The organism is bacterium (assembly GCA_037128595.1).
Taxonomy (GTDB): Bacteria; Verrucomicrobiota; Kiritimatiellia; order CAIKKV01; family CAITUY01; genus JAABPW01.
This window is the reverse complement of record JBAXWB010000004.1, coordinates 98,638-118,671: the sequence shown is the minus strand read 5'-3', so window position 1 is coordinate 118,671 and position 20,034 is coordinate 98,638. Positions and strand designations below refer to the sequence as shown.

The following is a 20,034-nucleotide window of genomic DNA, read 5'->3' as shown; positions in this document are numbered from 1 at the left end:
TTACGGGTATTTTGCGTATATGCTTGAACTTCCTATTCCACTCATGCAAATATATCGTGATTTTTTTAACGACTAACTCTTTGAGGTATTACTATGTCTGCATCTTTATCACTGCGTGGACCGGGAAATGTACTGGTCCTCAATGCCGGAAGTTCATCGCTTAAGTTCACCATGTATGCCATGGACAATGAGAAGATTCTCGCGAAGGGAATCGTGGAGCGAATTGGCCTGAACGAGCCTTTCTTGAAATATGAACGTTTTGACGGAAGCTCCTTTAAGGAGCAGGCGCTGGTATCCACCCATGCGGAAGCCCTGAAACTGGTCTGCGCAAAACTGGTGGAGAAAGATGTCGGAGTCCTGAACAGCCTGATGGACGTCGAAGCCATTGGCCACCGCGTGGTTCATGGGGGTGAAAATTTCCATGACTCGGTGATTGTGACCAATGAGGTGAAGAATAACATCCATGAATGTGCCGCGCTGGCCCCGCTTCACAATCCCCCCAACCTCGGCGGGATCGAGGCCTGCGAACTGGTGTTTAGCGGGATCCCGAATGTGGCCGTCTTCGATACTGCGTTCCACCATTCCATGCCCGCCTCCTCGTATCTCTATGCCATTCCTTACGACTATTACGAAAAGTTCGGTATCCGCAAATACGGGTTTCACGGCACCTCCCACAAATTCGTCTCGTATGCCACCGCCAATCTCCTGAACGCCCCCCTGGGTGAACTGAAACTCATTACGGCGCACCTGGGCAACGGCGCCAGCATCACGGCGGTGGAACGTGGCAATGTCCTGGATACCAGCATGGGGATGACTCCGCTGAACGGGCTGGTCATGGGGACCCGGTGCGGGGACATCGACCCGGCAGTGGTACTCTACCTTGCCCGCCGCGGCATGACCCCCGATGCCATCGATAAACTCCTGAACAAATGCAGCGGACTGCTGGGTGTCTCCGGAATCGGGAGCGGGGATATGCGTGATAATATCGCGGCCGCCGAGGCCGGGAATCTTCAAGCCCAACGTGGGATCCGGATGTTTGTTCAACGGCTGGTCTCTTATATCGGGTCCTACTTCACCCTCCTTAACGGGGCCGATGCCGTGGTGTTCACCGGCGGTATCGGAGAGAATAGTTCCTATATCCGGGAACATACCATCCGCAAACTTGAATCGCTGGGCTGCTTCCTGGACCCCGAGAAAAACAATCATGCCATTGGACGGCCCGCCATTATCAGCACGCCTGAGAGCAAGCTGAAAGCGATCGTCATGCCGACGAATGAAGAGTTGATGATCGCCCGGGAAACCGTCCGCCTGCTCTCGGTTCCGGCCAAGTCCGCCATCCCCTGCCCCGCCTGCGTTAATCAATAATACTATTTGAAAGGTTCACCACTTATGTCACTCCTCGATACCCTGATCCCGAAAGCTCGTGCTGCCCGTCGTACCCTTGTCCTGGCCGAAGGTCATGATCCTCGCGTCATGCAGGCGGCGGTCAAGATTGCACAACAGGAAATTGCCAAAGTCATTGTGCTGGCCACCCCGGAGGACGTCTTGAAATCGGCTGCGGGCATCTCCTTTGCCGGACTCCCCGTGACCCTGCTGGATTACCCCAACTCCCCTGATTTCGAGCGGATCGCCCTGGCCTTGTTCGAGCTCCGCAAGCACAAGGGCCTGACGCTGGAACAGGCCCGCACCCTCCTGAAGGATCGCCTGTATTTCGGAGACATGATGGTTCGCCTCGGACTGGCGGACGGCCTGGTGGCCGGCAGTATTGCCTCGACCCCGGACATGGTGAGGGCGGCCTTTCAGTGCGTCGGCACCGCCCCCGGCATCAAAACCGGCAGCAGTTTCTTTGCCATGGAACTGGCCAAGCCCACTCCTTCGGGCGACTCGGTTCTTCTTTATGCCGATTGCGGGGTCAATCCCGACCCCACTGCCGAACAACTGGTGGATATTGCCTTGGCCACCATTGCCTCCCACAAGGCCTTGATCGGGGGCCAGGCCCGGGTGGCCATGTTGTCGTTTTCCACGCGTGGCAGTGCGCAACATCCCCTGGTTGACAAAATGATCAAGGCCACGGAGTTGACCCGCAAGCGCGTGGCGGAACTGGGCCTGGATGCCGTGGTCGACGGTGAGCTGCAGGTGGATGCCGCCATGGTCCCCGGAGTAGCGGCCAAAAAGTGTCCGGATAGTCCCTTGAAGGGCGCGGCCAATATTTTCATTTTTCCTGATCTTCAGGCGGGCAACATTTCCTACAAAATCACCGAACGGCTGGCCGGGGCCATCGCCTACGGCCCCATTTTACAGGGTCTCGCCAAACCGGTGAATGATCTATCCCGCGGTTGCAGCGCCGACGATATCGTCGGGGTCGCCGCCATCACGATTTGTCAGTCCTTAAGTTAAACAGTTAAGCCCCCAAAGGAGGGTAATCACCATGTTTTTTGATCCCCTGTATTTTTTGTTTATCGGGCCCGGCATGGTGTTGGCCCTGATTGCCACCTTCAAGGTTAAAACCACTTTCGCCCGCTACTCGCAAGTGATGGCCGCCTCCGGCATGACGGGGGCCGAAGCCGCGCGCCAGATGCTGGTCCGCAATGGGGTCACCAATGTCAAAATCGAACGGGCCGATGGGTTTTTGAGTGATCATTACGACCCCACCTCGCGCACCCTGCGTTTATCAGAGTCGGTTTACGATTCCCCCTCCCTGTCCGCCATCGGCGTGGCCTGTCATGAAGCCGGCCATGCGTTGCAACATGCCTCGGCCTATGTCTGGCTCGGGCTCCGGTCGTCGCTGGTCCCCGCCACGCAGTTCGGGAGCATGGGCTCCTATATCTTCTTCCTGCTGGGCATGTTCATGCACAACCCCAAAATGATCCTGATCGGCATCGTCCTGTTCAGCGTCACCGTGGTGTTTTCGCTGATCACCCTGCCCGTCGAATGGGATGCCAGCGCCCGCGCCAAGCGGCTCATGGTATCGTCAGGCATTGTCAGCCTCCGCGAACAGGAAGATGCCGGACGCGTCTTGAATGCGGCCTTTCTCACCTATGTGGCCTCGGCCATTACCGCCCTGCTCACCCTGCTCTATTACCTCTACCGTGCCGGCCTGCTTGGCGGCAGACGCAATGATTAAGGAGCCCACCCCAATGCCAAACGTTCTGGTTCCGCTCGCCAATGGCACGGAGGAAATGGAAGCGGTCATTGTGATAGATATCCTGCGGCGGGCCCAATGGACGGTCACGGCCGTGGGCATAGAGCCCGGTCTCCTGACCGCCTCCCGGGGCGTACGGCTGATGCCCGACACCCTGTGGGCTGACATTAATCCGGCCGATTTTGATATTTTGATGATTCCCGGCGGTGGCCCGGGTGTGGAGCAGTTCCTGAAGTTCCCGCCATTACTGGAGACCATCCGGCAGTTTTGCCAGGCGGACAAGTGGGTGGGGGCGATCTGTGCGGCCCCGCTGACCCTCCAGGCCGCAGGGGTCCTGAACGGGAAAAAGGCCACCTGCCATCCAGCGGTGGCCAGCCGGCTGACGGTGACTCCGCGCCTCAGCCAGCCCACCGTGGTGGACGGGCATCTCGTGACCAGTCAAGGGGCCGGTACCACCTTTGATTTTGCGTTAACCCTGGTGCGGCTGGTGGACACTCCGGCGAAGGCCCAGGCCATCGCCGAAAGCATCGGGCTTAATATTTAATCGGGGCAAAGAGATTATATCCGCCCAGTTTCTCGCGCCCGTTCAGGAAGCCGAGTTCAATCAGGAAGTCGATTTCCTCGACTTTGCCCCCTGCCCGCTCAATGAGCTTCGCGGAAGCCAGCGCGGTGCCCCCTGTGGCCAGCAGATCATCCACCAGCACCACCGGCTCACCGGGCGTGAAGGCATCCACATGAATCGCCAGGGTGGCGGATCCATATTCGAGATCGTAGCTTTCCTCGAACGTCTGATAGGGCAATTTCCCCTTTTTGCGAATCGGCACAACGCCCGCCTTTAATTTATAGGCCAACGCTGACCCGAAGAGGAAGCCGCGGGCATCAATCACCGCGATTTTGCGGATTCCCTTGTCCCGATGGCGCTTGGCGAAGAGATCGACGGCGGCCCGGAACAACTTCGGATCCTTGAGAATCGGGGTGATATCCTTGAAGATGATGCCCGGCTGGGGGAAGTCAGGTACATCACGAATCGCCGCTTTCAGTCTCCGTATACTCATTATGATTGCCTCCTTGAACACGCAGCCGATCCCGGCGCCACACTCATTTAACACATACCGTCCCGTTGGGAATGGGGGCCATAATAGAAGAGGTTCCGGTCCTGACGCAACACAAACCCGCGCCTTCCGGAGGGCCCTGTTCCCCACCCCGGCGCCCCCCTCCTTTTCCCTTGAAACCCTCCCCCTCTCGTGGTATCACTTCCCCCCATTAACGAGAACTGAAACACCGTAGAAGGAGGCTTGACGGCCCATGGGTTGGTTTACCAAAGCAAAGAAGACAGCCGCCAAACTGGATTCCCCCGTAAAAGAGGAAATCTGGATTCAATGTCCATCGTGTAAGGCCCACATTTATAAGGATGAGTGGGAAAAAAATCTCAAAGTTTGTGACCGTTGCCATTTCCATGAACGCTTAACCTGGCAGGAACGTGCGGAATTACTGCTGGATGAGGGCTCTTTTGTCGAATTGAACGCTAAGATCAGCTGGAACGATCCCCTGAAATTCTCTGATTCCAAGGGGCCCTACGCCGAAAAGGCGGCTGAAAACTGCGAAAAGACGGGGATGAAGGAATCGGTGGTGACCGGGGCAGGCAAAATCAATGGCCTGAAGGTCTCTCTGGCGATCATGGATTTCCGTTTCATGGGTGGCAGTCTGGCCAGCGGAACAGGGGAAAAAATCCTTCTGGCCGCCATGTATGCCGTTAAGCATAAATTGCCCTTTATTATCGTATCGGCTTCAGGAGGGGCACGTATGCATGAAGGCATTGTCTCGCTGATGCAGATGCCGAAGACCTGTGCGGCCCTGGCCCAGTTAAGGGACGCCAATCTTCCCTATATCTCCATCATGACAGACCCCACAACTGGCGGGGTATCAGCAAGTTACGCCATGGTGGGTGATATCCATATCGCCGAGCCCCGCGCCCTCATCGGGTTTGCCGGACGGCGCGTCATTGAGGAGACCATCAAGCAGAAACTTCCGGAAGACTTCCAAACCGCAGAATACCTCGTAGACCACGGTTTCGTGGACATGATCGTGCATCGCAAAGACATGAAAGAGATGCTCTTCAAGATTCTGAAATACGCCGGCTGCCGCTGAGGTCAGCCTTGGCAGGTCGAACGTACACTCGAACCCCCTAACAGATGGAGTAACGATGAGTCTGGAATTTGAAAAAGAGGTCGCTGATATCGAGGCTAAAATTGAGGAATTCAAGGCCAAAAACCCTGAACCGACGGGGGCACTGGTCAAGGATCTCAACCGGCTGGAGCTGGAGCGGGCCGAGAAGCTCAAGGAAACCTACGCCAACCTGACCCCCTGGCAAACCGTGCAGGTCGCCCGGCATCCGGACCGCCCGCTGATCCGTGATTTCATCAAGGGACTCTGCTCTGAATTTATTGAACTCCATGGGGATCGTCTTTTCGGCGATGATCACGGCATGATTGGCGGGTTTGCCATGATTGACACCCATCGGGTCATGGTCATTGGCCATCAAAAAGGCCGGGACCTGGATGAAAAAATCAAATGCAACTTCGGGCAAGCCTGCCCTGAAGGGTATCGCAAAGCACTCCGTCTGATGAAATTGGCGGAAAAATTCCACATTCCCGTGGTGACGTTTATCGATACCCCGGGCGCGTTTCCCGGCCGTGATGCCGAGGAGCGGGGCCAGGCCGAGGCAATCGCCCGCAATCTACTGGAAATGTCCGCGTTGAAAACCCCCGTGATCGCGCTGGTCACCGGTGAGGGCGGCAGTGGCGGCGCCATCGGAATCGGCGTGGGCGATGTGGTGCTCATGCTCTCCAACGCCGTCTATTCAGTGATTTCGCCGGAAGGCTGCGCCTCCATTCTCTGGCGTGATGGCACCAAGGCGAACGAAGCCGCAAATGCCCTCAAAATTACCGCCAAGTCGTTACTTCAACTGAAGATTATCGACGAGATCATCCCTGAGCCGGTGGGCGGGGCTCACCGCAACTATGAGGGGACCATGAAAGCCACGCGCAAAACCCTCCTTAAGCATTTAAGCAGTCTGGAGAAGATCGCTCCTAAAAAACTGACCAGCCGTCGATTTGAAAAATTCGCGGCGATGGGACGCTTTAAATAACTTCACTTTAGAAAGGAAAGATTATGGCTAAGAAAAAGACGATTACTGCTCAGGATATCATTCGCGACAGCGCCAACCATATTCCCCTGCGGATCACCGACACCACGCTCCGGGATGCCCACCAATCCCTCTGGGCCACCCGGATGCGGACCAGCGACATCATGAAGATCATCGATGTCGTCGATAACGTCGGCTATTACTCCCTTGAAGTGTGGGGCGGCGCCACCTTTGATGTCTGCCTCCGGTTCCTCCGGGAAGACCCCTGGGAGCGCCTGCGCCAAATCAAGGCGCATGCCAAGAAGACCCCCCTTCAAATGCTTCTGCGCGGTCAGAATATCCTGGGCTACAAGAACTATGCCGATGATGTCGTCGATCGCTTTGTGGCGTTGGCGGTGGCCAATGGGGTTGACATCTTCCGTATTTTCGACGCCCTGAACGATTCCCGCAACCTGGAACAGGCCATTAAATGCGTCAAGAAATATGGCGGTCATGCCCAGGGAACCATCAGTTACACCGTCAGCCCGGTCCATACGGTCGATCTCTATGTCAAGGTGGCGAAAGAACAAATCGCCATGGGCATTGATTCGCTCTGTATCAAGGACATGGCGGGCATCCTGACCCCCATCGCGGCCGAGCGCCTGGTGTCCGCCCTGGTGCGTGAGACCAAAATCCCGATCCAGGTTCACTCCCATGCGACCAGCGGAATGGCCTCCTCCACCTACGTGGAAGCGGTTCGTGCGGGTGCAGGTGCCATTGACTGCGCCATTTCCCCCATGGCGGGCTTTTCCTCGCAACCGCCGGTTGAGAGTATGCTGGCCATCTTCTCGGAGACCCACTATCACGCCAACCTTGATCAGGATGCGCTCCGGCAGGTCTGCAAATTCTTTGTCGAACTGGCCCCGTCCCGCCAGCTCCGGGCGCACGAATCGGATAATATCATCGACCCGGAAGTGCTGCTGCATCACATTCCCGGGGGGATGATCTCCAACCTGCGCGGCCAGTTGGCGCAGCAGGGTGCCCTGGACAAGTTGGACCAGGTGTTCGAAGAACTGCCGCGCGTCCGGGCCGACCTCGGGTACCCGCCCCTCGTCACCCCGACCAGCCAGATTATCGGCATTCAGGCCGTGATGAACATCCTTTCCGGCGAACGCTATTCCCTCGTCGCCCAGGAGGTCAAGGATTACGCCCTGGGGCTCTATGGCCGGTCCCCCGCCCCCATGGATAAAGCCGTCATGAAGAAAATCCTGGGGAACGAAAAACCCATTACCGGTCGTCCGGCAGATCTGCTCAAGCCCATGCTGCCTGATGCCACTGAAGGGGTTGACCCCAAGATGATCAAGAAGGAGGAGGACATCATTTCCTATTGCCTCTTCCCGGAAGTCGCCCTTGATTATTTCAAATGGCGTGCCCTCCCGCCGGAACAACGTCCGCCCATTCCGGCCGATGTCGAACTGGCCAAGCAACAGGCTGCTGAAAAACCGGCACCTGCCCCGGCGGCGTCCGCGGCGATCCCGTTCCTTGCCACTTCGGATTACGAGCAGATCGGGCACCTGGTCGACAAGATCAGCGCATTGAATTTCTCTCAAATCACGATCCAGCACGGCGGCAGCGTCATCAGCATCAATGGTGCCGGCGTGACGTCCGGCCCCTTGCTCACCCAGACTGCCCCTGTGGCGGCGGCGCCCGTTACCACGGCGGCCGCACCCAAGGCGGGCGGTTCAGCCCCGGCTCCCGCCGCCGCCCCTGTGGCCGCCAAGCCGGCGGTCGTGGCCGGCCCGAGCATTAATGCGCCCCTCAATGGTACATTCTATCGCTCGCCGGGTCCCGGCAAACCGGAATTCGTCCAGAATGGCGATATCGTGGAAGAAGGCGCTACCGTCTGTATCGTTGAAGCCATGAAACTCTTCAACCCGATCAAGGCGCCCTATAAGTGCAAGATTGTCTCCCTGCTGATTACTCATGGGACACCGGTTAAAAAGGATGAACCGATGATCAGCATCCAGAAGGTGTAAGCGACGGATCTCCCATGAGCACTGGACTGTTTGAAATCGGCGCCGAAGGAGTGGATGTACAGCGGATCATGGCTGACATCCAGGAAACGGTTGCCGCCAAGATGCAGTCTGGCGCTTATGCGGGAGCCCAACTGGCCCGTGCCGAACGCTTTAACCTGATGAATATGAAGAAAGACGAAAATTTCTTCGACTTCTATATGGAAAGCCTGCGGGAAGCGGTTTTCATCGACATTAATGACTTTGAAATCCGCGAACGGCGGGCCGCATTGGCTCCGCTTCTGGTCAAATTGAAAAAAACGATCTGGAGCCTGCTGAAGTTCTACACCTATCGGCTCTGGTCTCAGCAGAATCAAGTCAACGGCCTCTTGTTATCCGCCACGGAGGAGGTTGACCGGAAATACCGCGATAAAATCAAAGGCCTCGAGGCCCGTCTCGTCAAATTGGAGTCCCAACTCCCCCCCGGTTGATGTCCACCCCTCCCCGCATAGCTTTTGTCTCACCCCGCTTCTCTGAAGGCCCGACCGTCGGCGGGGCTGAAACGCTACTCCGTCAGCTCGCGCAGCGGCTGGTCGCCAAAGGGTGGGAAGTCGATTACCTGACCACCTGCGCCCGCAACCATTTTACCTGGGAAAACGAAATCCCGCCCGGCCGCGTTTCGATTGCGGGCATTACGGTGCATTACTTTCCCGTCGATTCCGGACGTGACCTGGACACTTTCATCACCCTGCAAAACCGCATCAGCCGGAATGCGGAGTTGACCCGTGATGAGGAATTGAACTGGCAACGGAACAATGTGAACAGCCGGGCACTCTATGACTACCTCCAGTCTGAAGGGCACCGGTATGACCGGATCATCATGGGCCCGTATCTCTTCGCCCTGGTCTATTTCGCCAGCCAGATTCATCCGAAAAAGACCCTGCTCCTTCCTTGCCTGCATGATGAGTCATTCGCCTACTTGAAAATCGTCCGGGAGATGTTCTTGAATGTCAAAGGCTGGATATTCAATGCGGAGCCGGAACGGGATCTGGCACAACGCCTGTATGATCTTGACCTCGCCAAGGCGCATGTCGTCGGCATGGGAATCGAGGGGTTTACCGCTGATCCGGCCGCTTTCCGCCAGCGACATCAGCTGCACAGCCCGTACATTATCTATTCGGGTCGCCGGGAGCCGTTAAAAGGAACGCCCATCCTGTTGGACTATCTGGATATCTTCCGGGAGCGAACCGGGGTGGATATGAAATTAGTCCTGACGGGAAGCGGCCCCTATGATCCACCGACCCGGTTGGCACCTCATATTCTGGACCTGGGCTTTGTCACCGAGCAGGAAAAGCATGAGGCCATGGCGGGGGCGGTCGCCTTCTGTCACGCCTCGGTTAACGAAAGCTTCAGTATCGTGATTCTCGAGTCCTGGCTGGCCGGCACACCGGTTCTGGTCCATGGGGCGGGCGCAGTCATGCCGGACCACTGCCGGAAATCAAATGGAGGCCTGTGGTTCAAGAACTATCCGGAATTCGAGGAAGCCCTCTCCCTGTTGTTAACCCGGCCCGCCCTGCGGGAGGCCATGGGAAAAGCGGGCCAACGCTATGTGCATGAAACCTATTCCTGGCCCTCGGTGGAAGCCAGGTTGATGGCGGCGCTGAGCTGACCCACCCCCTCCCCGGTTACGTGCCCGATACGCTGCTCAGGACTTCGCTGATGCGCAGAAGCGAACGCTGAATCGACTCCACTTCACGCCCGATCACTTCGAAACGCAGGGCATTTTCAGTGCGGCCGGTTTCCAGGGAATCTCGGCGTAACGTGATGGCTTTAATCTCTTCCTCCAGCTCCATGATCCGCTGTTGTGAGTTGGAGATCACTTCGCGCATATGGATCAGGCGAACCGCCTTGTCCGCATCCGAACTATCAATATCCGAGACATCCATGCCTTCAGGAATGGGGATCTCGATTTTATTATCGCAGTCAGGACATGCAATGGTCAGTCCGGCACCCCGACAGTCAATGGCGAGGCTTTTGCCGCAAAACGGGCAATCAAAAACAATATCAGAATCCCGGATATCGTTCGGGTCTTTGGGTTCCTTAGCTTTCGTCATAGTCATAGCCTCCTGATTTCCGTATGCCTACCACTTTCAACACCAGTAATCCATATAATTAAATTCAACCGGTTACGACCCTTCGCAGAAGGGTTACCAGCGCCTCGTATTTATAAGGTTTCTGAAGAAATCCGGAGGCGTTCCAGTCAGGAAACTTCATCGCCATGTTTTCCTCCATATAGCCGCTGCAGAGGATGATTTTGGCCGCTGGATCAATCTGCCGGATCCCGTCGAAGGCCTCTTTCCCATTCACGTCCGGCATGGTCAGATCCAGCATCACACAACGGATGCGATGCTGATGCTGCTTGAAAATCTCGATCGCCTCACTCCCATCCTGGGCTTCCAGGACAGAAAATCCGCTCCGCTCAAGCAGGCGATGCGCCAGGGCCCGGATCGTCGGCTCATCATCTGCCAGCAGAATCGTGCCTTCGCCTCGCCAGTTCAGTATATCCACATCAGGCGTGGGGTTCTGTTGGCCGCTGGCCCGCCGGCCGATTGGGAGGATAATCCGGAACTGCGTCCCCTTTCCTCGCTGACTGGTCACATCGATGGCTCCATTGTGACCTTTAATGATCCCCAGCACGGCCGCCAGTCCCAATCCGCGCCCGGTAAACTTGGTTGTAAAAAACGGATCAAAAACACGCTTTACCGTGGCGTCATCCATCCCGCAGCCGGAGTCAATCACATCCATAAAAACATATTTTCCCGTTTCCAATTCCTCTTTCAACCACAGGGCGGCGATCATCTGCTGATCATACTGGATCACCCCTGTACGGACGGTTATCTGCCCGCTTTCTTTGCCGATCGCTTCAGATGCATTGATGATGAGGTTCATCAGGACCTGTCGCATCTGAGTCAGATCCCCATCCACCGAGGGAATGCCCTGCTCGAGTTCATAGGTCATGTGAATTCGTTTTCCAAGTGACACTTTCAGCATGCTGGTCATATCCCGGACCATGTCATTCAGTTCAATGCCCTGGACCGTGGCATGGCCACGTCCGGAATAGATCAGCATCTGCCGGGCCAGTTCTGCGGCACGACAGGAGGCCTTGTCAATGTCCTGTAAATATTCATAAACAGGTGTCCCTTCCGGCGTTTCAAGCCTCGCCAGCTCAACATTCCCGAGGACTGCCATCAAAATGTTATTAAAATCATGAGCGATCCCCCCCGCCATCAGTCCGAGGCTTTCAAGTTTCTGCGACTGTTGCATCTTCTCCTGCAGATCGCGCTGCTCACGTTCCATGCGGAACCGTTCGGCGATCTCTTTGGACAGTTCTTCATTTTTACGGGATAGGGCCTCGGTTCGTTCGCGTACCCTGAGTTCCAACTCATCGTGGTCTTTTTGCTGGGCCGCTGCGGCCAGTTGGCGGGCATTATTGTTAAGGGTATGCACCACCTGGTCCGCCATTTCCGCGAGAAAGCGCATCTCGTCCGTCAGCCAGTTGCGACATCGGCTGGTCTGCACGGCTGTCAACCACCCCGTCAACCGGCCCGAGACCCTTAGCGGGGCCACCAAAACGGCGCGGACCTCCCGGCCCCACTCGTCTCTCATGACTCCGAAACGCTCATCCTTCTGGAAATTGGATGAGGGCGTGACGCGCCCGCTCTCCATGAGGTTAAGGAAGGGGGACCCTTCCGTAACGCAGGAAAATTGCCCTGAACTGTGCGTCCCTTTTCCGGCCAGATAGATATTCTCGGCCCGGAATTGCTCATGGTCCTTTCCCTTCAGCCAGAGCTCGACGCGCTCAACGTCAATCACCTCCGCAGTCACTTGCGTCACTGTCCGGGCCATCATGAAAATATTCCCATCTGCAACAAACGGGGAATTGGCAAGGCCCAGCAGGGCGGATTGCTGAAGCTGCATCCGCTGCCCGGTCGCGTGCTGGACCTGGGATTCCTCAATTTCCCGCTGCCACATCACCGCAAATAACAGGAGCAGCAGAATAGCCCCGCCTGTCAGAAGGAGCCTCAACAGGCGTGCGCGAGAGATATCGGACAACCATTGGCCCCCTGATGTATCAATGCCCAACACGGCAATGATGGCGCCCGTGCTGGCATCATGAATCGGCGCATAGCCCGAGATAAACATCCCCCAGGCATCATGATAGGGGGCGGACACAAGGGGCTTTCCGGCCTTGAAGACTTGCAGAATTTCCGGTGGCGCGTCGGCATATATTTCGCCAGGGACGGCATTGGACTTAGCCACCTCCGCATCGTATCGGTGCGGCTCAACGTCCAACAGGAATCGCAAGGTGTTCTCCCTTAATGCCATCAGGTAGACATAGCGGATGGCGGGGTCGGCTTCGCAAATCGTATCGCACTGCCGCTGCAAGTGGAGATAGGCCGGAGACCGCAGATCCGATAGGTTGCCGTTTAATTCCAGAACCTCCCGGGGATTAATAGCGGCAGCCCCACTGCGGGACAGGGACTGAAGGCGACGGGCATAGTCTTCGCGACATTGGTGGTCAGCGCGTTCGACTAAAATCCAACCCGAAACCATCACCAGACTGACGGACAGGATCGTCACCAACCGGACATAGCTGACCCGCCGGGTGAAATCAGCCTGATGGGTACGGAATCTCCACCGGTCGTAATCATACCAGATGGCCAGCACCATCAGGGCCGCCATCAGGCATCTCGCGAGCTGGACAGGGACCCCGGTTGCGTCCATGAACCAGTGTGAATTGATGTGATTGGCCGGCCAGAAATGGGCGGGAGGGCCAATCAAGCCCGTGCTCAAGGCATAGCCGGCCATCGTCAGGGAGGCGGCGATATGTTCAAGCCGCTGAACCGGCTCGTCATGACGTATCACCACTCCATTCTGCCAAAAAGCCAGGGCGGCCAACAGGCCTCCAGGCAAACCCAGACAGATACGGATCAGGGAAAGGAAGTCTTCCGGTGCAAACTGAACCCCATATATAATCACCGAAACGAAGGGAATATAAATCCAGATTCCGGCTTTCCATTTCCAGTGGAATATGACGCTCCGCCGGCCGAATTCAAAGAGGCAGAGGAAGGAGCCCGTCAAAACGGCGCCACGGAGAACCGGGAACCAGGCGGAAGCCCCTACGACCGGGAATAGCATCTCCAGCCATTCATACAGCCCGTGGATGATCCCGAACGCACATAAATACCGCCACTCAGGGCCGGCGCCTCGCCGCCGCGCCATCGAGCCGGCCATCATGGCGAGAAAAATAAACGTCATCCCGTAGATCAGGTAGACAAAGTCGAGATGTTCGGTCAGGAAAACTCTCACGCTGGACGCACGCTTTCTTAAAAGACCTGATGGCCAAGCTCGTCAACGCACCCTGTAACGTACCAACCCTACCCTTTTCCGGCCCTTATCCAAGCCTAAATCTCACTGGAGCGCGCGCTTGAGTTCCGCCAGATTCCGCTCCATGAGCGTAATGTAGGCATTGGTGGAGACCGGGCCGGACACCACAGGATCCAACGTGAAGATTTCCGCGCCCGTCTCGCGAGCGATCGAGGTGGCCACCTTGGCCGGATACTGGGGTTCAACAAAGAGGGTTTTCACGCCACTGGTCCTGATCAACTGAATCAGGGCGGCCATTTCAGCCGCAGAGGGAGAGGAACCGGGTTCGCGCTCGATCACCCCGGCGATCGTGAGATGGAATTCATACGCGAAATAAGGAAAGGCTTCGTGAAACGTAATGATCTTGTGCTGCCGGACAGAACGCAGGGTCGAATCCATCTCCCCTTTCAGCCTTTCCAGACGCCGGATATAAGCCGCGGCATTTTCCCCATACTGGGCCGCATGAACGGGATCCCAGCCGGCAAGGGCCTCCGCCATCCTGTGAACCTGCCGGATGTGAAGGGTCGGGCTGACCCAGACATGGGCATTCGTGACCCCGCCGGCTACCATCAAGTCTATTCCGGCGCTGGCATCAATAATTTTCAAGCCGGGCCGGTTGAGCGCACGGCACTCCAGAAAGGACTCCAGCCCCGCGCCGTTCACCACCAAGGCCTCCGCTTTGGAGAGGACGGCCATATCACGGGTGGTCAGTTGGTAATCGTGCAGACACCCCGCCTGCGAGTCGGCCAGGGAAACCACCCTGACCCCATCCACCCCGCCCGCGATATTCATCAGGGCGATGTACATGGGATAGAAGGTCGCCACGATGGTGCGCGGCGTCCGGGTGACCTCGGCCCCGCTTCCCGGCCGGAGCGCCAGGAGGATCAATACGACCACAATCCATTTCTTCTGCATGCCGCAGACTTTACCCTCAACAGGAATTGCTTGCCAAGTTATACCTTCATCACGACAATGACGCGTAAAGAGTTCATCATTCACAAAAGAGATAGGCATCCAATATGAGTGACAAAACATTTGTTCTCGATACCAACGTCCTGCTTCACAACCATACCTGTATCGAATCCTTCGCCGATAACACGGTCATCCTCCCCATGCCGGTCATTGAGGAACTGGACAAGTTCAAGAAGGAAACCAATGAACTCGGCCGCAATGCCCGCGGCGTCATCCGTCGCCTCGATGCCTTGCGCGAACGGGGCCGACTGGGCGAGGGCGTCAAAATGGAAAATGGCGGAATCCTCAGGATCATGGTCGCCCCGAGCCCCGCCAAGGACTCCGGGCTGGAGGATGAGATTCCCGACAACAAGATCATCCGGGTCGCCTACTGGCTTCACAAGCAGGGGGAGAAGGTCTTCTTTGTCTCCAAGGATATCAATGCCCGGATCAAGGCTGATGCGCTCGGCATTGAGGTGATGGATTTTGAAAAGGAGAAGATTAATTTTGAGGAACTGTTCTCCGGCTACCGGGAAGTGACCGTCAACCCCCGGGTGATCGATGAGTTTTACGCCAACCACAGCGTGGAAATCCCGGATCTCAACCTGCTCCCGAACGAGTTTGTGAATCTGATTTCCGAAGGTTCGGAACATCTCACCGCCCTGGGCCGGGCCGGCGGGAACGGCACCATTATCCCCATGAACTCGAAAATCGACAGCGTCTTCCACATCAAGCCCCGCAGTCGTGAACAGCGCATGGCCCTGGAACTGCTGATGGATGACTCCGTTCACCTGGTCACGCTGGTGGGCAAGGCCGGGACAGGGAAAACCCTGCTCGCCCTCGCCGCGGGCCTGGAAAAAACATTAACCCAGAAGCGCTATGACCGCATTCTGGTGACGCGCCCCATCATGCCCTTTGGCAAGGATATCGGGTACCTGCCGGGTCACAAGGAGGAGAAACTCGCGAATTGGATGATGCCGATTTTCGATAACCTGACCTACCTCATGCTTAAAACTGGCGCCAACGACCAGCACAAGAATACGGTTCGCGACCGGATTGACCACCTGATGCGGGACGAAATTATCGAACTGGAGGCGCTCACCTATATCCGGGGCCGCTCGATTCCCCGGCAATTCGTGATTGTGGATGAGGCGCAGAACCTGACACCGCATGAAGTCAAAACCATCATCAGTCGTTCCGGGGAAGGCACCAAGATGATCCTGACCGGTGACCCCTATCAAATCGACAATCCCTACCTGGATGCCAGCAGTAACGGGTTGGCCTACGCCGTGGAACGGATGAAGACCCAGTCGATCCACGGCCATGTAACCCTCACTAAAAGCGAGCGGAGCACCCTGGCGGCCATTGCCGCCAACCTGCTGTAAGATGAAATGTAACCAATGAACAAAACAGAATTAGAAGCCCTTTTCGCCACCCATTCCGACCGCTTTATCCAGGAGTGGCAGGCATTCCTCAGATTCCCGAGCGTCAGCATCAGCGAAAAACACCAGCCGGATTGCGCACACTGTGCCGATTGGTTGATGGCCCATCTGGCCGGCATGGGATTCAGCACCCGGCTGATCCCCACGGCCTCTCATCCGCTGGTCTTCGCGGAACGGGCCGGCGCCCCCGAGGCGCCCACCGTCCTGTTCTATGGACACTACGATGTGCAGCCGGAAGACCCGGTGGCACTCTGGAAAACGCCGCCCTTCGAGCCCACCCTGATCAAGGGGCGTGTCTATGCCCGCGGGGCCCAGGACAACAAGGGCCAGCTTTTCGCCGCACTCAAGGCCATCGAAATGCTGATCAGGAATGATGCACGTCACGGCACCATTAAGGTTCTGATTGAGGGTGACGAGGAGACTGGCAACATGCAGGTCCTCAAGGTGCTGGATCAGGTACGGACCTTGTTGAAAGCGGATCTCGTGATGGCGGCCGATACCAGTGCCGTCAGTTCCGGTGCCCCGACCATCACCATGGGGCTGCGAGGGATCGCACATATGACGCTCGTCGTGTCCGGGCCTCACCATGACCTGCATTCCGGGGTGCACGGGGGCCGCGTCCCCAACCCGGCGATCGGCCTCTGCAAATTAATCGCCTCACTGCATACCTCCGACGGACGTGTGGCCGTCGAGGGATTTTATGATGAGGTGGAGGCCCCTTCGGACGAAGAGCGGACACTGGCCAATGCCAACCCGCTTGACCCCGCATGGTACCAATCGGTCACCGGGCTTCCGCCCGTGGCCGGCGAACTGAATTTCACCCCGGTCGAGCGCACAGGCTTCCGCCCCGCCATCGACATCAACGGACTCCTTTCCGGATACGGGGGAGTGGGCAGCAAAACTATTATCCCCGCCAGCGCCATGGCAAAACTCTCCGCACGTCTGGTCCCCGGCCAGAAATCCGCCCGCATCCTTGAACTGATCACGGAGCATCTCCGCAGACACCTTCCGGCCGGCCTGAAATTGGAGATTACGGAACAGGGCATCGGCGGCCCCGCCTTCCGCGCGAACCTGTCGTCCCCCACCGTTCAACTGGCACGTCAGGTCCTGGGTGAGCTCTCCGACTTACCCACCGCCTTTCTCTGGGAAGGGGCGTCGGTGCCGATCCTCTCTTATCTGCCGCAAATCGCCGGCGGCGAGGCCATTCTCGTGGGATTCGGCAGCGAAGAAGACAACATCCACGCCCCGAATGAATCCTATTCCCTTGAGCAATTCCGGCAGGGATTCCTCTATACCGGGCTCTTCCTGTCCCGCCTGGGACAGTCGCGCCAGGCAAGGTAACCCCCTCATGAATCCCTTACGCTCCGGACGAATTTATGAACGGCAGGCCGAGGTGGTCTTGGCTTTGCTTGACGAGGCGCGGATCGCCGTGCAGGCAGGTCACCCCCTTGACGCCCTGCTGTCCCGCTTTTACCGTGAACATACTGAGTTCGGCTCCCGGGATCGGCGGCTCATTTCCGGTACCGCCTTCTCCTACTTCCGTTGGAAAGGCTGGCTAGACCGCATAGCGCCCGACATCAGGGTGGCGGCGGTTTTCGCCCACCTGCTGGACTCAACCGAACTCCATCCCGCCATGGCCGGGTTGGCCACCACGTGCGCCCTCTCGGAAGCCGTCATGAGCCCGATGGGTGCCATGACGCTGGAGGAAAAGGCGCAATCCCTGCGGGAAAAGACGGGGCATACACTGGATGCCAACCAACTGATTCCCGATTGGGCCGGGCCCCTGCTCCCCCTGCCGGACCCGCGCATCCTCAACGCCTTCCAACACTCGCCGCCCACCTGGCTGCGGGTAAAGCCGGATGCGCGAGCCGCCATGCTCGCCGCGCTGTCGGACTTGAAAGCCGAGCCCATGCCCCACCCTGTGATCCGTTCCGCCATTGCGGTTACCCGGGGCATCAATCTGCGTTCCCTCCCCCGCGCCATAAGGGATCAAGTGGATATCCAGGATCTGGCCTCACAAGTGACCACCCTGATCTGTCAACCCCAGCCCGGCCAACGTTGGTGGGACGCCTGCGCCGGATCCGGCGGTAAAACCCTGCATCTTGCCGAACTCGCCGGTCCTTCCGTCTCGATCCTCGCCACCGATATCCGGCCGACGATTCTGGAAAGCCTGGAGCGCCGACTGCAGGAAACGGGCACCCGAACCGTCACCGTGGCACAGTGGGATGGCTTGAAAGAGGCCCCGCCGCAGGAGCCCTTTGACGGCATTCTCCTGGATGCGCCCTGCTCAGGGATTGGAACGTGGCATCGCAATCCGGACGCCCGGTGGCGACTCACCGCGGCACGGGTGGCTGAACTGGCCGATATCCAGGGCCACTTGCTCAGGGCTTGCGCGTCCCGCGTGAAACAGGGGGGCGTGCTCGTCTATGCCACCTGCACCCTTACCCCGCTCGAAAATGACTCCATTGTCACGCAGTTTCTGGCGACCACCCCGGAATTTCAACTGGACCCCTTCACCAATCCGATGAACCGGATGCCCTGCCCCGGCAAACTCCAAATCATGCCCTGGGAAGGCCCCTGCAACGGCATGTTTGTCGCGAGATTGAAAAAAGAGCCGGTTACGTGAAGAATCAGCACGACCTGCGACTTATCGCTTTCATTGATGCTCAAGCCCTGCTATAGAGCTTGAGCATGAGCAACCCTATCACGCTATTAAATGTGGCGGCCGCCGCCGGAGTCTCGGAATCAACGGTCTCGCTGGTTATGAACGGAAAGGCCGCCAGCCGCCGGATCTCCCCTGCCACCCAGGCCCGTGTCCTTGCGGTGGCCCGACAGCTTGGCTACCAATCCGACCCGACCACCCGCCGTTTTGCACTTTGCAAGGGCAAGCCAACCCGGCCGACGGTTCCGCCGGCCGGGATCTCAAATGGAAAATCTCAGATGGCAGAGGGGGAAGGAAAAAAGAGCCGGCAGATTGGAATCCTGCTTTCCGTCGTCAGCCAATCTGATGTCATTGCCCTGATCCCCGGCCTTGAGACAGTTCTCGCGGCAGAGGGCTACACGCTGACGATCTTGATTACCCCTACCGACCCGACGGCGATCCGGGAGAGAGTGTCACGTTTGCTGACGGACCGCGTTTCCGGCATCCTCGCCTGCCCCAGCGTCTATGCCGCCGTCTCCGCGATCGTAGCGGGAACATGCCCTGTCATCGTCCTGTGGCAAGGGGCCGGTAAGGCGATGTTGTCAGGTCTTGGAATTCCAATGGAGGGCGCCGCTCCGTCGGCGCCGGTGTCGGCGGCAACGCCTGTCATTATCCCGGCTCAGCCCATGACTCCACCAAAGCCGGTGTCTATACCCGTGCCGACACCGGTTGTCTTGGCTACGCCTAATGACACGGCGCCGACAGAGCGGCGCCCTCCATTATTTCAAGAGCCAGAGCCTCCGGTGCTGGCGCCAATAACGGAAATTATTCCTCCCCCAGCAACTCAGCAACCCAGCAACCCAACAACTGAATCTCCCCCAGCCCCGGAAACTCAACAACTCGACAACTCAACAACCGACTCCGCACCGGTAGCTCAACTCACGAGGAAAGGCTCACACCGACAACTTGAGCTAAACCTAGGGCCCTGGCAAACTGCCGAAAGCGAATACGCCTGACTAATGCTCAAGCCGTGTTCACAGGCTTGAGCCATTTTCTTCTTGTAGCCATCCAAAATAATAACATCTAAGGTTGTGAAAATCCACGGCACGCTTAACGTCACGGAAACCTTCCTGGAGAACTAACACTAATTCCTTGTGAGTTGCGTCACGTTGCGACTCACCTGCCTCAAACACATTATGCAAATTTCGATCCGCCCATCCTTTATCTGATCGAGAATAAACTCGTCACCGCTCGCGGATGATTTTTGAATTATTTCGACACATTACCCCTGACCG

General features: G+C 57.5%; 17 protein-coding genes. 13 read left to right on the top strand and 4 right to left on the bottom strand.

The annotated features are described in order from the left end of the window. Positions 1-93 precede the first annotated feature (93 nt). From WCS52_03435 to WCS52_03420, 4 genes are read left to right on the top strand one after another with little or no spacing between them, the layout of a single operon-like run. Positions 94-1,365, top strand: coding sequence for an acetate kinase (locus WCS52_03435; protein ID MEI6166224.1), 1,272 nt, complete (start codon positions 94-96; stop codon positions 1,363-1,365). A gap of 24 nt (positions 1,366-1,389) precedes the next feature. Beyond that, a complete protein-coding gene (gene pta / locus WCS52_03430) occupies positions 1,390-2,397 on the top strand; it encodes a phosphate acetyltransferase (protein ID MEI6166223.1) in 1,008 nt (335 codons plus the stop codon). Between the two features lie 31 nt (positions 2,398-2,428). Further along, positions 2,429-3,124: a zinc metallopeptidase gene (locus WCS52_03425; GenBank protein ID MEI6166222.1), complete on the top strand. Its 696-nt coding sequence runs from the start codon at positions 2,429-2,431 to the stop codon at positions 3,122-3,124. Positions 3,125-3,137: 13 nt separating this feature from the next. Then, positions 3,138-3,686: a DJ-1 family glyoxalase III gene (locus WCS52_03420; GenBank protein ID MEI6166221.1), complete on the top strand. Its 549-nt coding sequence runs from the start codon at positions 3,138-3,140 to the stop codon at positions 3,684-3,686. Here the strand turns inward: WCS52_03420 and WCS52_03415 are convergent. Further along, entirely contained in the window at positions 3,676-4,197 is a 522-nt protein-coding gene (locus WCS52_03415; GenBank protein MEI6166220.1) for an adenine phosphoribosyltransferase, read from the bottom strand. The two genes, WCS52_03420 and WCS52_03415, sit on opposite strands and share 11 nt — an antisense overlap. A 250-nt stretch (positions 4,198-4,447) precedes the next feature. Here WCS52_03415 and accD point away from each other — a divergent pair, with 250 nt between their 5' ends. From accD to WCS52_03390, 5 genes are read left to right on the top strand one after another with little or no spacing between them, the layout of a single operon-like run. Then, complete coding sequence (gene accD / locus WCS52_03410) at positions 4,448-5,290, top strand: acetyl-CoA carboxylase, carboxyltransferase subunit beta (GenBank protein MEI6166219.1); 843 nt, start codon at positions 4,448-4,450, stop codon at positions 5,288-5,290. 55 nt (positions 5,291-5,345) lie between these two features. Beyond that, on the top strand, positions 5,346-6,290 hold the full coding sequence (locus tag WCS52_03405; GenBank protein MEI6166218.1) for an acetyl-CoA carboxylase carboxyltransferase subunit alpha: 945 nt from the start codon (positions 5,346-5,348) through the stop codon (positions 6,288-6,290). A 23-nt stretch (positions 6,291-6,313) separates the two neighbouring features. Further along, positions 6,314-8,302 (top strand): pyruvate carboxylase subunit B, encoded by a 1,989-nt coding sequence (locus WCS52_03400; protein ID MEI6166217.1) that lies wholly within the window; start codon positions 6,314-6,316, stop codon positions 8,300-8,302. A 14-nt stretch (positions 8,303-8,316) separates the two neighbouring features. Next, positions 8,317-8,769, top strand: a complete 453-nt coding sequence (locus WCS52_03395; protein ID MEI6166216.1) for a hypothetical protein — start codon at positions 8,317-8,319, stop codon at positions 8,767-8,769. Continuing rightward, positions 8,769-9,947, top strand: a complete 1,179-nt coding sequence (locus tag WCS52_03390) for a glycosyltransferase family 4 protein (protein ID MEI6166215.1) — start codon at positions 8,769-8,771, stop codon at positions 9,945-9,947. Before WCS52_03395 ends, WCS52_03390 begins: the two co-directional genes overlap by 1 nt. Before the next feature lie 16 nt (positions 9,948-9,963). Here WCS52_03390 and WCS52_03385 read toward each other — a convergent pair whose 3' ends face one another. The 3 genes from WCS52_03385 to WCS52_03375 all read right to left on the bottom strand — a co-directional run bounded on the left by WCS52_03385 (position 9,964) and on the right by WCS52_03375 (position 14,620). Then, on the bottom strand, positions 9,964-10,392 hold the full coding sequence (locus WCS52_03385) for a hypothetical protein (protein ID MEI6166214.1): 429 nt from the start codon (positions 10,390-10,392) through the stop codon (positions 9,964-9,966). A 64-nt stretch (positions 10,393-10,456) separates the two neighbouring features. Then, the gene (locus WCS52_03380) at positions 10,457-13,648 is read right to left on the bottom strand and encodes a response regulator (protein ID MEI6166213.1); all 3,192 of its coding nucleotides are present in this window, start codon (positions 13,646-13,648) and stop codon (positions 10,457-10,459) included. A 102-nt stretch (positions 13,649-13,750) separates the two neighbouring features. Further along, on the bottom strand, positions 13,751-14,620 hold the full coding sequence (locus WCS52_03375; protein ID MEI6166212.1) for a metal ABC transporter substrate-binding protein: 870 nt from the start codon (positions 14,618-14,620) through the stop codon (positions 13,751-13,753). Between the two features lie 104 nt (positions 14,621-14,724). Here WCS52_03375 and WCS52_03370 point away from each other — a divergent pair, with 104 nt between their 5' ends. The 4 genes from WCS52_03370 (at position 14,725) to WCS52_03355 (ending at position 19,755) form a co-directional block, all read left to right on the top strand. After that, a complete protein-coding gene (locus WCS52_03370; GenBank protein MEI6166211.1) occupies positions 14,725-16,041 on the top strand; it encodes a PhoH family protein in 1,317 nt (438 codons plus the stop codon). Between the two features lie 15 nt (positions 16,042-16,056). After that, complete coding sequence (locus WCS52_03365) at positions 16,057-17,439, top strand: M20/M25/M40 family metallo-hydrolase (protein ID MEI6166210.1); 1,383 nt, start codon at positions 16,057-16,059, stop codon at positions 17,437-17,439. Positions 17,440-17,446: 7 nt separating this feature from the next. Beyond that, positions 17,447-18,724: an RsmB/NOP family class I SAM-dependent RNA methyltransferase gene (locus tag WCS52_03360; GenBank protein ID MEI6166209.1), complete on the top strand. Its 1,278-nt coding sequence runs from the start codon at positions 17,447-17,449 to the stop codon at positions 18,722-18,724. Between the two features lie 65 nt (positions 18,725-18,789). Beyond that, positions 18,790-19,755, top strand: coding sequence for a LacI family DNA-binding transcriptional regulator (locus tag WCS52_03355; GenBank protein ID MEI6166208.1), 966 nt, complete (start codon positions 18,790-18,792; stop codon positions 19,753-19,755). Positions 19,756-20,034 lie beyond the last annotated feature (279 nt).

What these genes read in the sequence shown, in the direction of transcription:
- WCS52_03425 (MEI6166222.1), top strand. Translation starts at nt 2,429, where the DNA reads ATGTTTTTTGATCCCCTGTATTTTTTGTTTATCGGGCCCGGCATGGTG.
- WCS52_03415 (MEI6166220.1), bottom strand. Translation starts at nt 4,197, where the DNA reads ATGAGTATACGGAGACTGAAAGCGGCGATTCGTGATGTACCTGACTTC.
- WCS52_03370 (MEI6166211.1), top strand. Translation starts at nt 14,725, where the DNA reads ATGAGTGACAAAACATTTGTTCTCGATACCAACGTCCTGCTTCACAAC.
- WCS52_03355 (MEI6166208.1), top strand. Translation starts at nt 18,790, where the DNA reads ATGAGCAACCCTATCACGCTATTAAATGTGGCGGCCGCCGCCGGAGTC.
- WCS52_03360 (MEI6166209.1), top strand. Translation starts at nt 17,447, where the DNA reads ATGAATCCCTTACGCTCCGGACGAATTTATGAACGGCAGGCCGAGGTG.
- WCS52_03375 (MEI6166212.1), bottom strand. Translation starts at nt 14,620, where the DNA reads ATGCAGAAGAAATGGATTGTGGTCGTATTGATCCTCCTGGCGCTCCGG.
- WCS52_03385 (MEI6166214.1), bottom strand. Translation starts at nt 10,392, where the DNA reads ATGACGAAAGCTAAGGAACCCAAAGACCCGAACGATATCCGGGATTCT.
- WCS52_03395 (MEI6166216.1), top strand. Translation starts at nt 8,317, where the DNA reads ATGAGCACTGGACTGTTTGAAATCGGCGCCGAAGGAGTGGATGTACAG.
- accD (MEI6166219.1), top strand. Translation starts at nt 4,448, where the DNA reads ATGGGTTGGTTTACCAAAGCAAAGAAGACAGCCGCCAAACTGGATTCC.
- WCS52_03365 (MEI6166210.1), top strand. Translation starts at nt 16,057, where the DNA reads ATGAACAAAACAGAATTAGAAGCCCTTTTCGCCACCCATTCCGACCGC.
- WCS52_03390 (MEI6166215.1), top strand. Translation starts at nt 8,769, where the DNA reads ATGTCCACCCCTCCCCGCATAGCTTTTGTCTCACCCCGCTTCTCTGAA.
- WCS52_03400 (MEI6166217.1), top strand. Translation starts at nt 6,314, where the DNA reads ATGGCTAAGAAAAAGACGATTACTGCTCAGGATATCATTCGCGACAGC.
- WCS52_03435 (MEI6166224.1), top strand. Translation starts at nt 94, where the DNA reads ATGTCTGCATCTTTATCACTGCGTGGACCGGGAAATGTACTGGTCCTC.
- pta (MEI6166223.1), top strand. Translation starts at nt 1,390, where the DNA reads ATGTCACTCCTCGATACCCTGATCCCGAAAGCTCGTGCTGCCCGTCGT.
- WCS52_03405 (MEI6166218.1), top strand. Translation starts at nt 5,346, where the DNA reads ATGAGTCTGGAATTTGAAAAAGAGGTCGCTGATATCGAGGCTAAAATT.
- WCS52_03420 (MEI6166221.1), top strand. Translation starts at nt 3,138, where the DNA reads ATGCCAAACGTTCTGGTTCCGCTCGCCAATGGCACGGAGGAAATGGAA.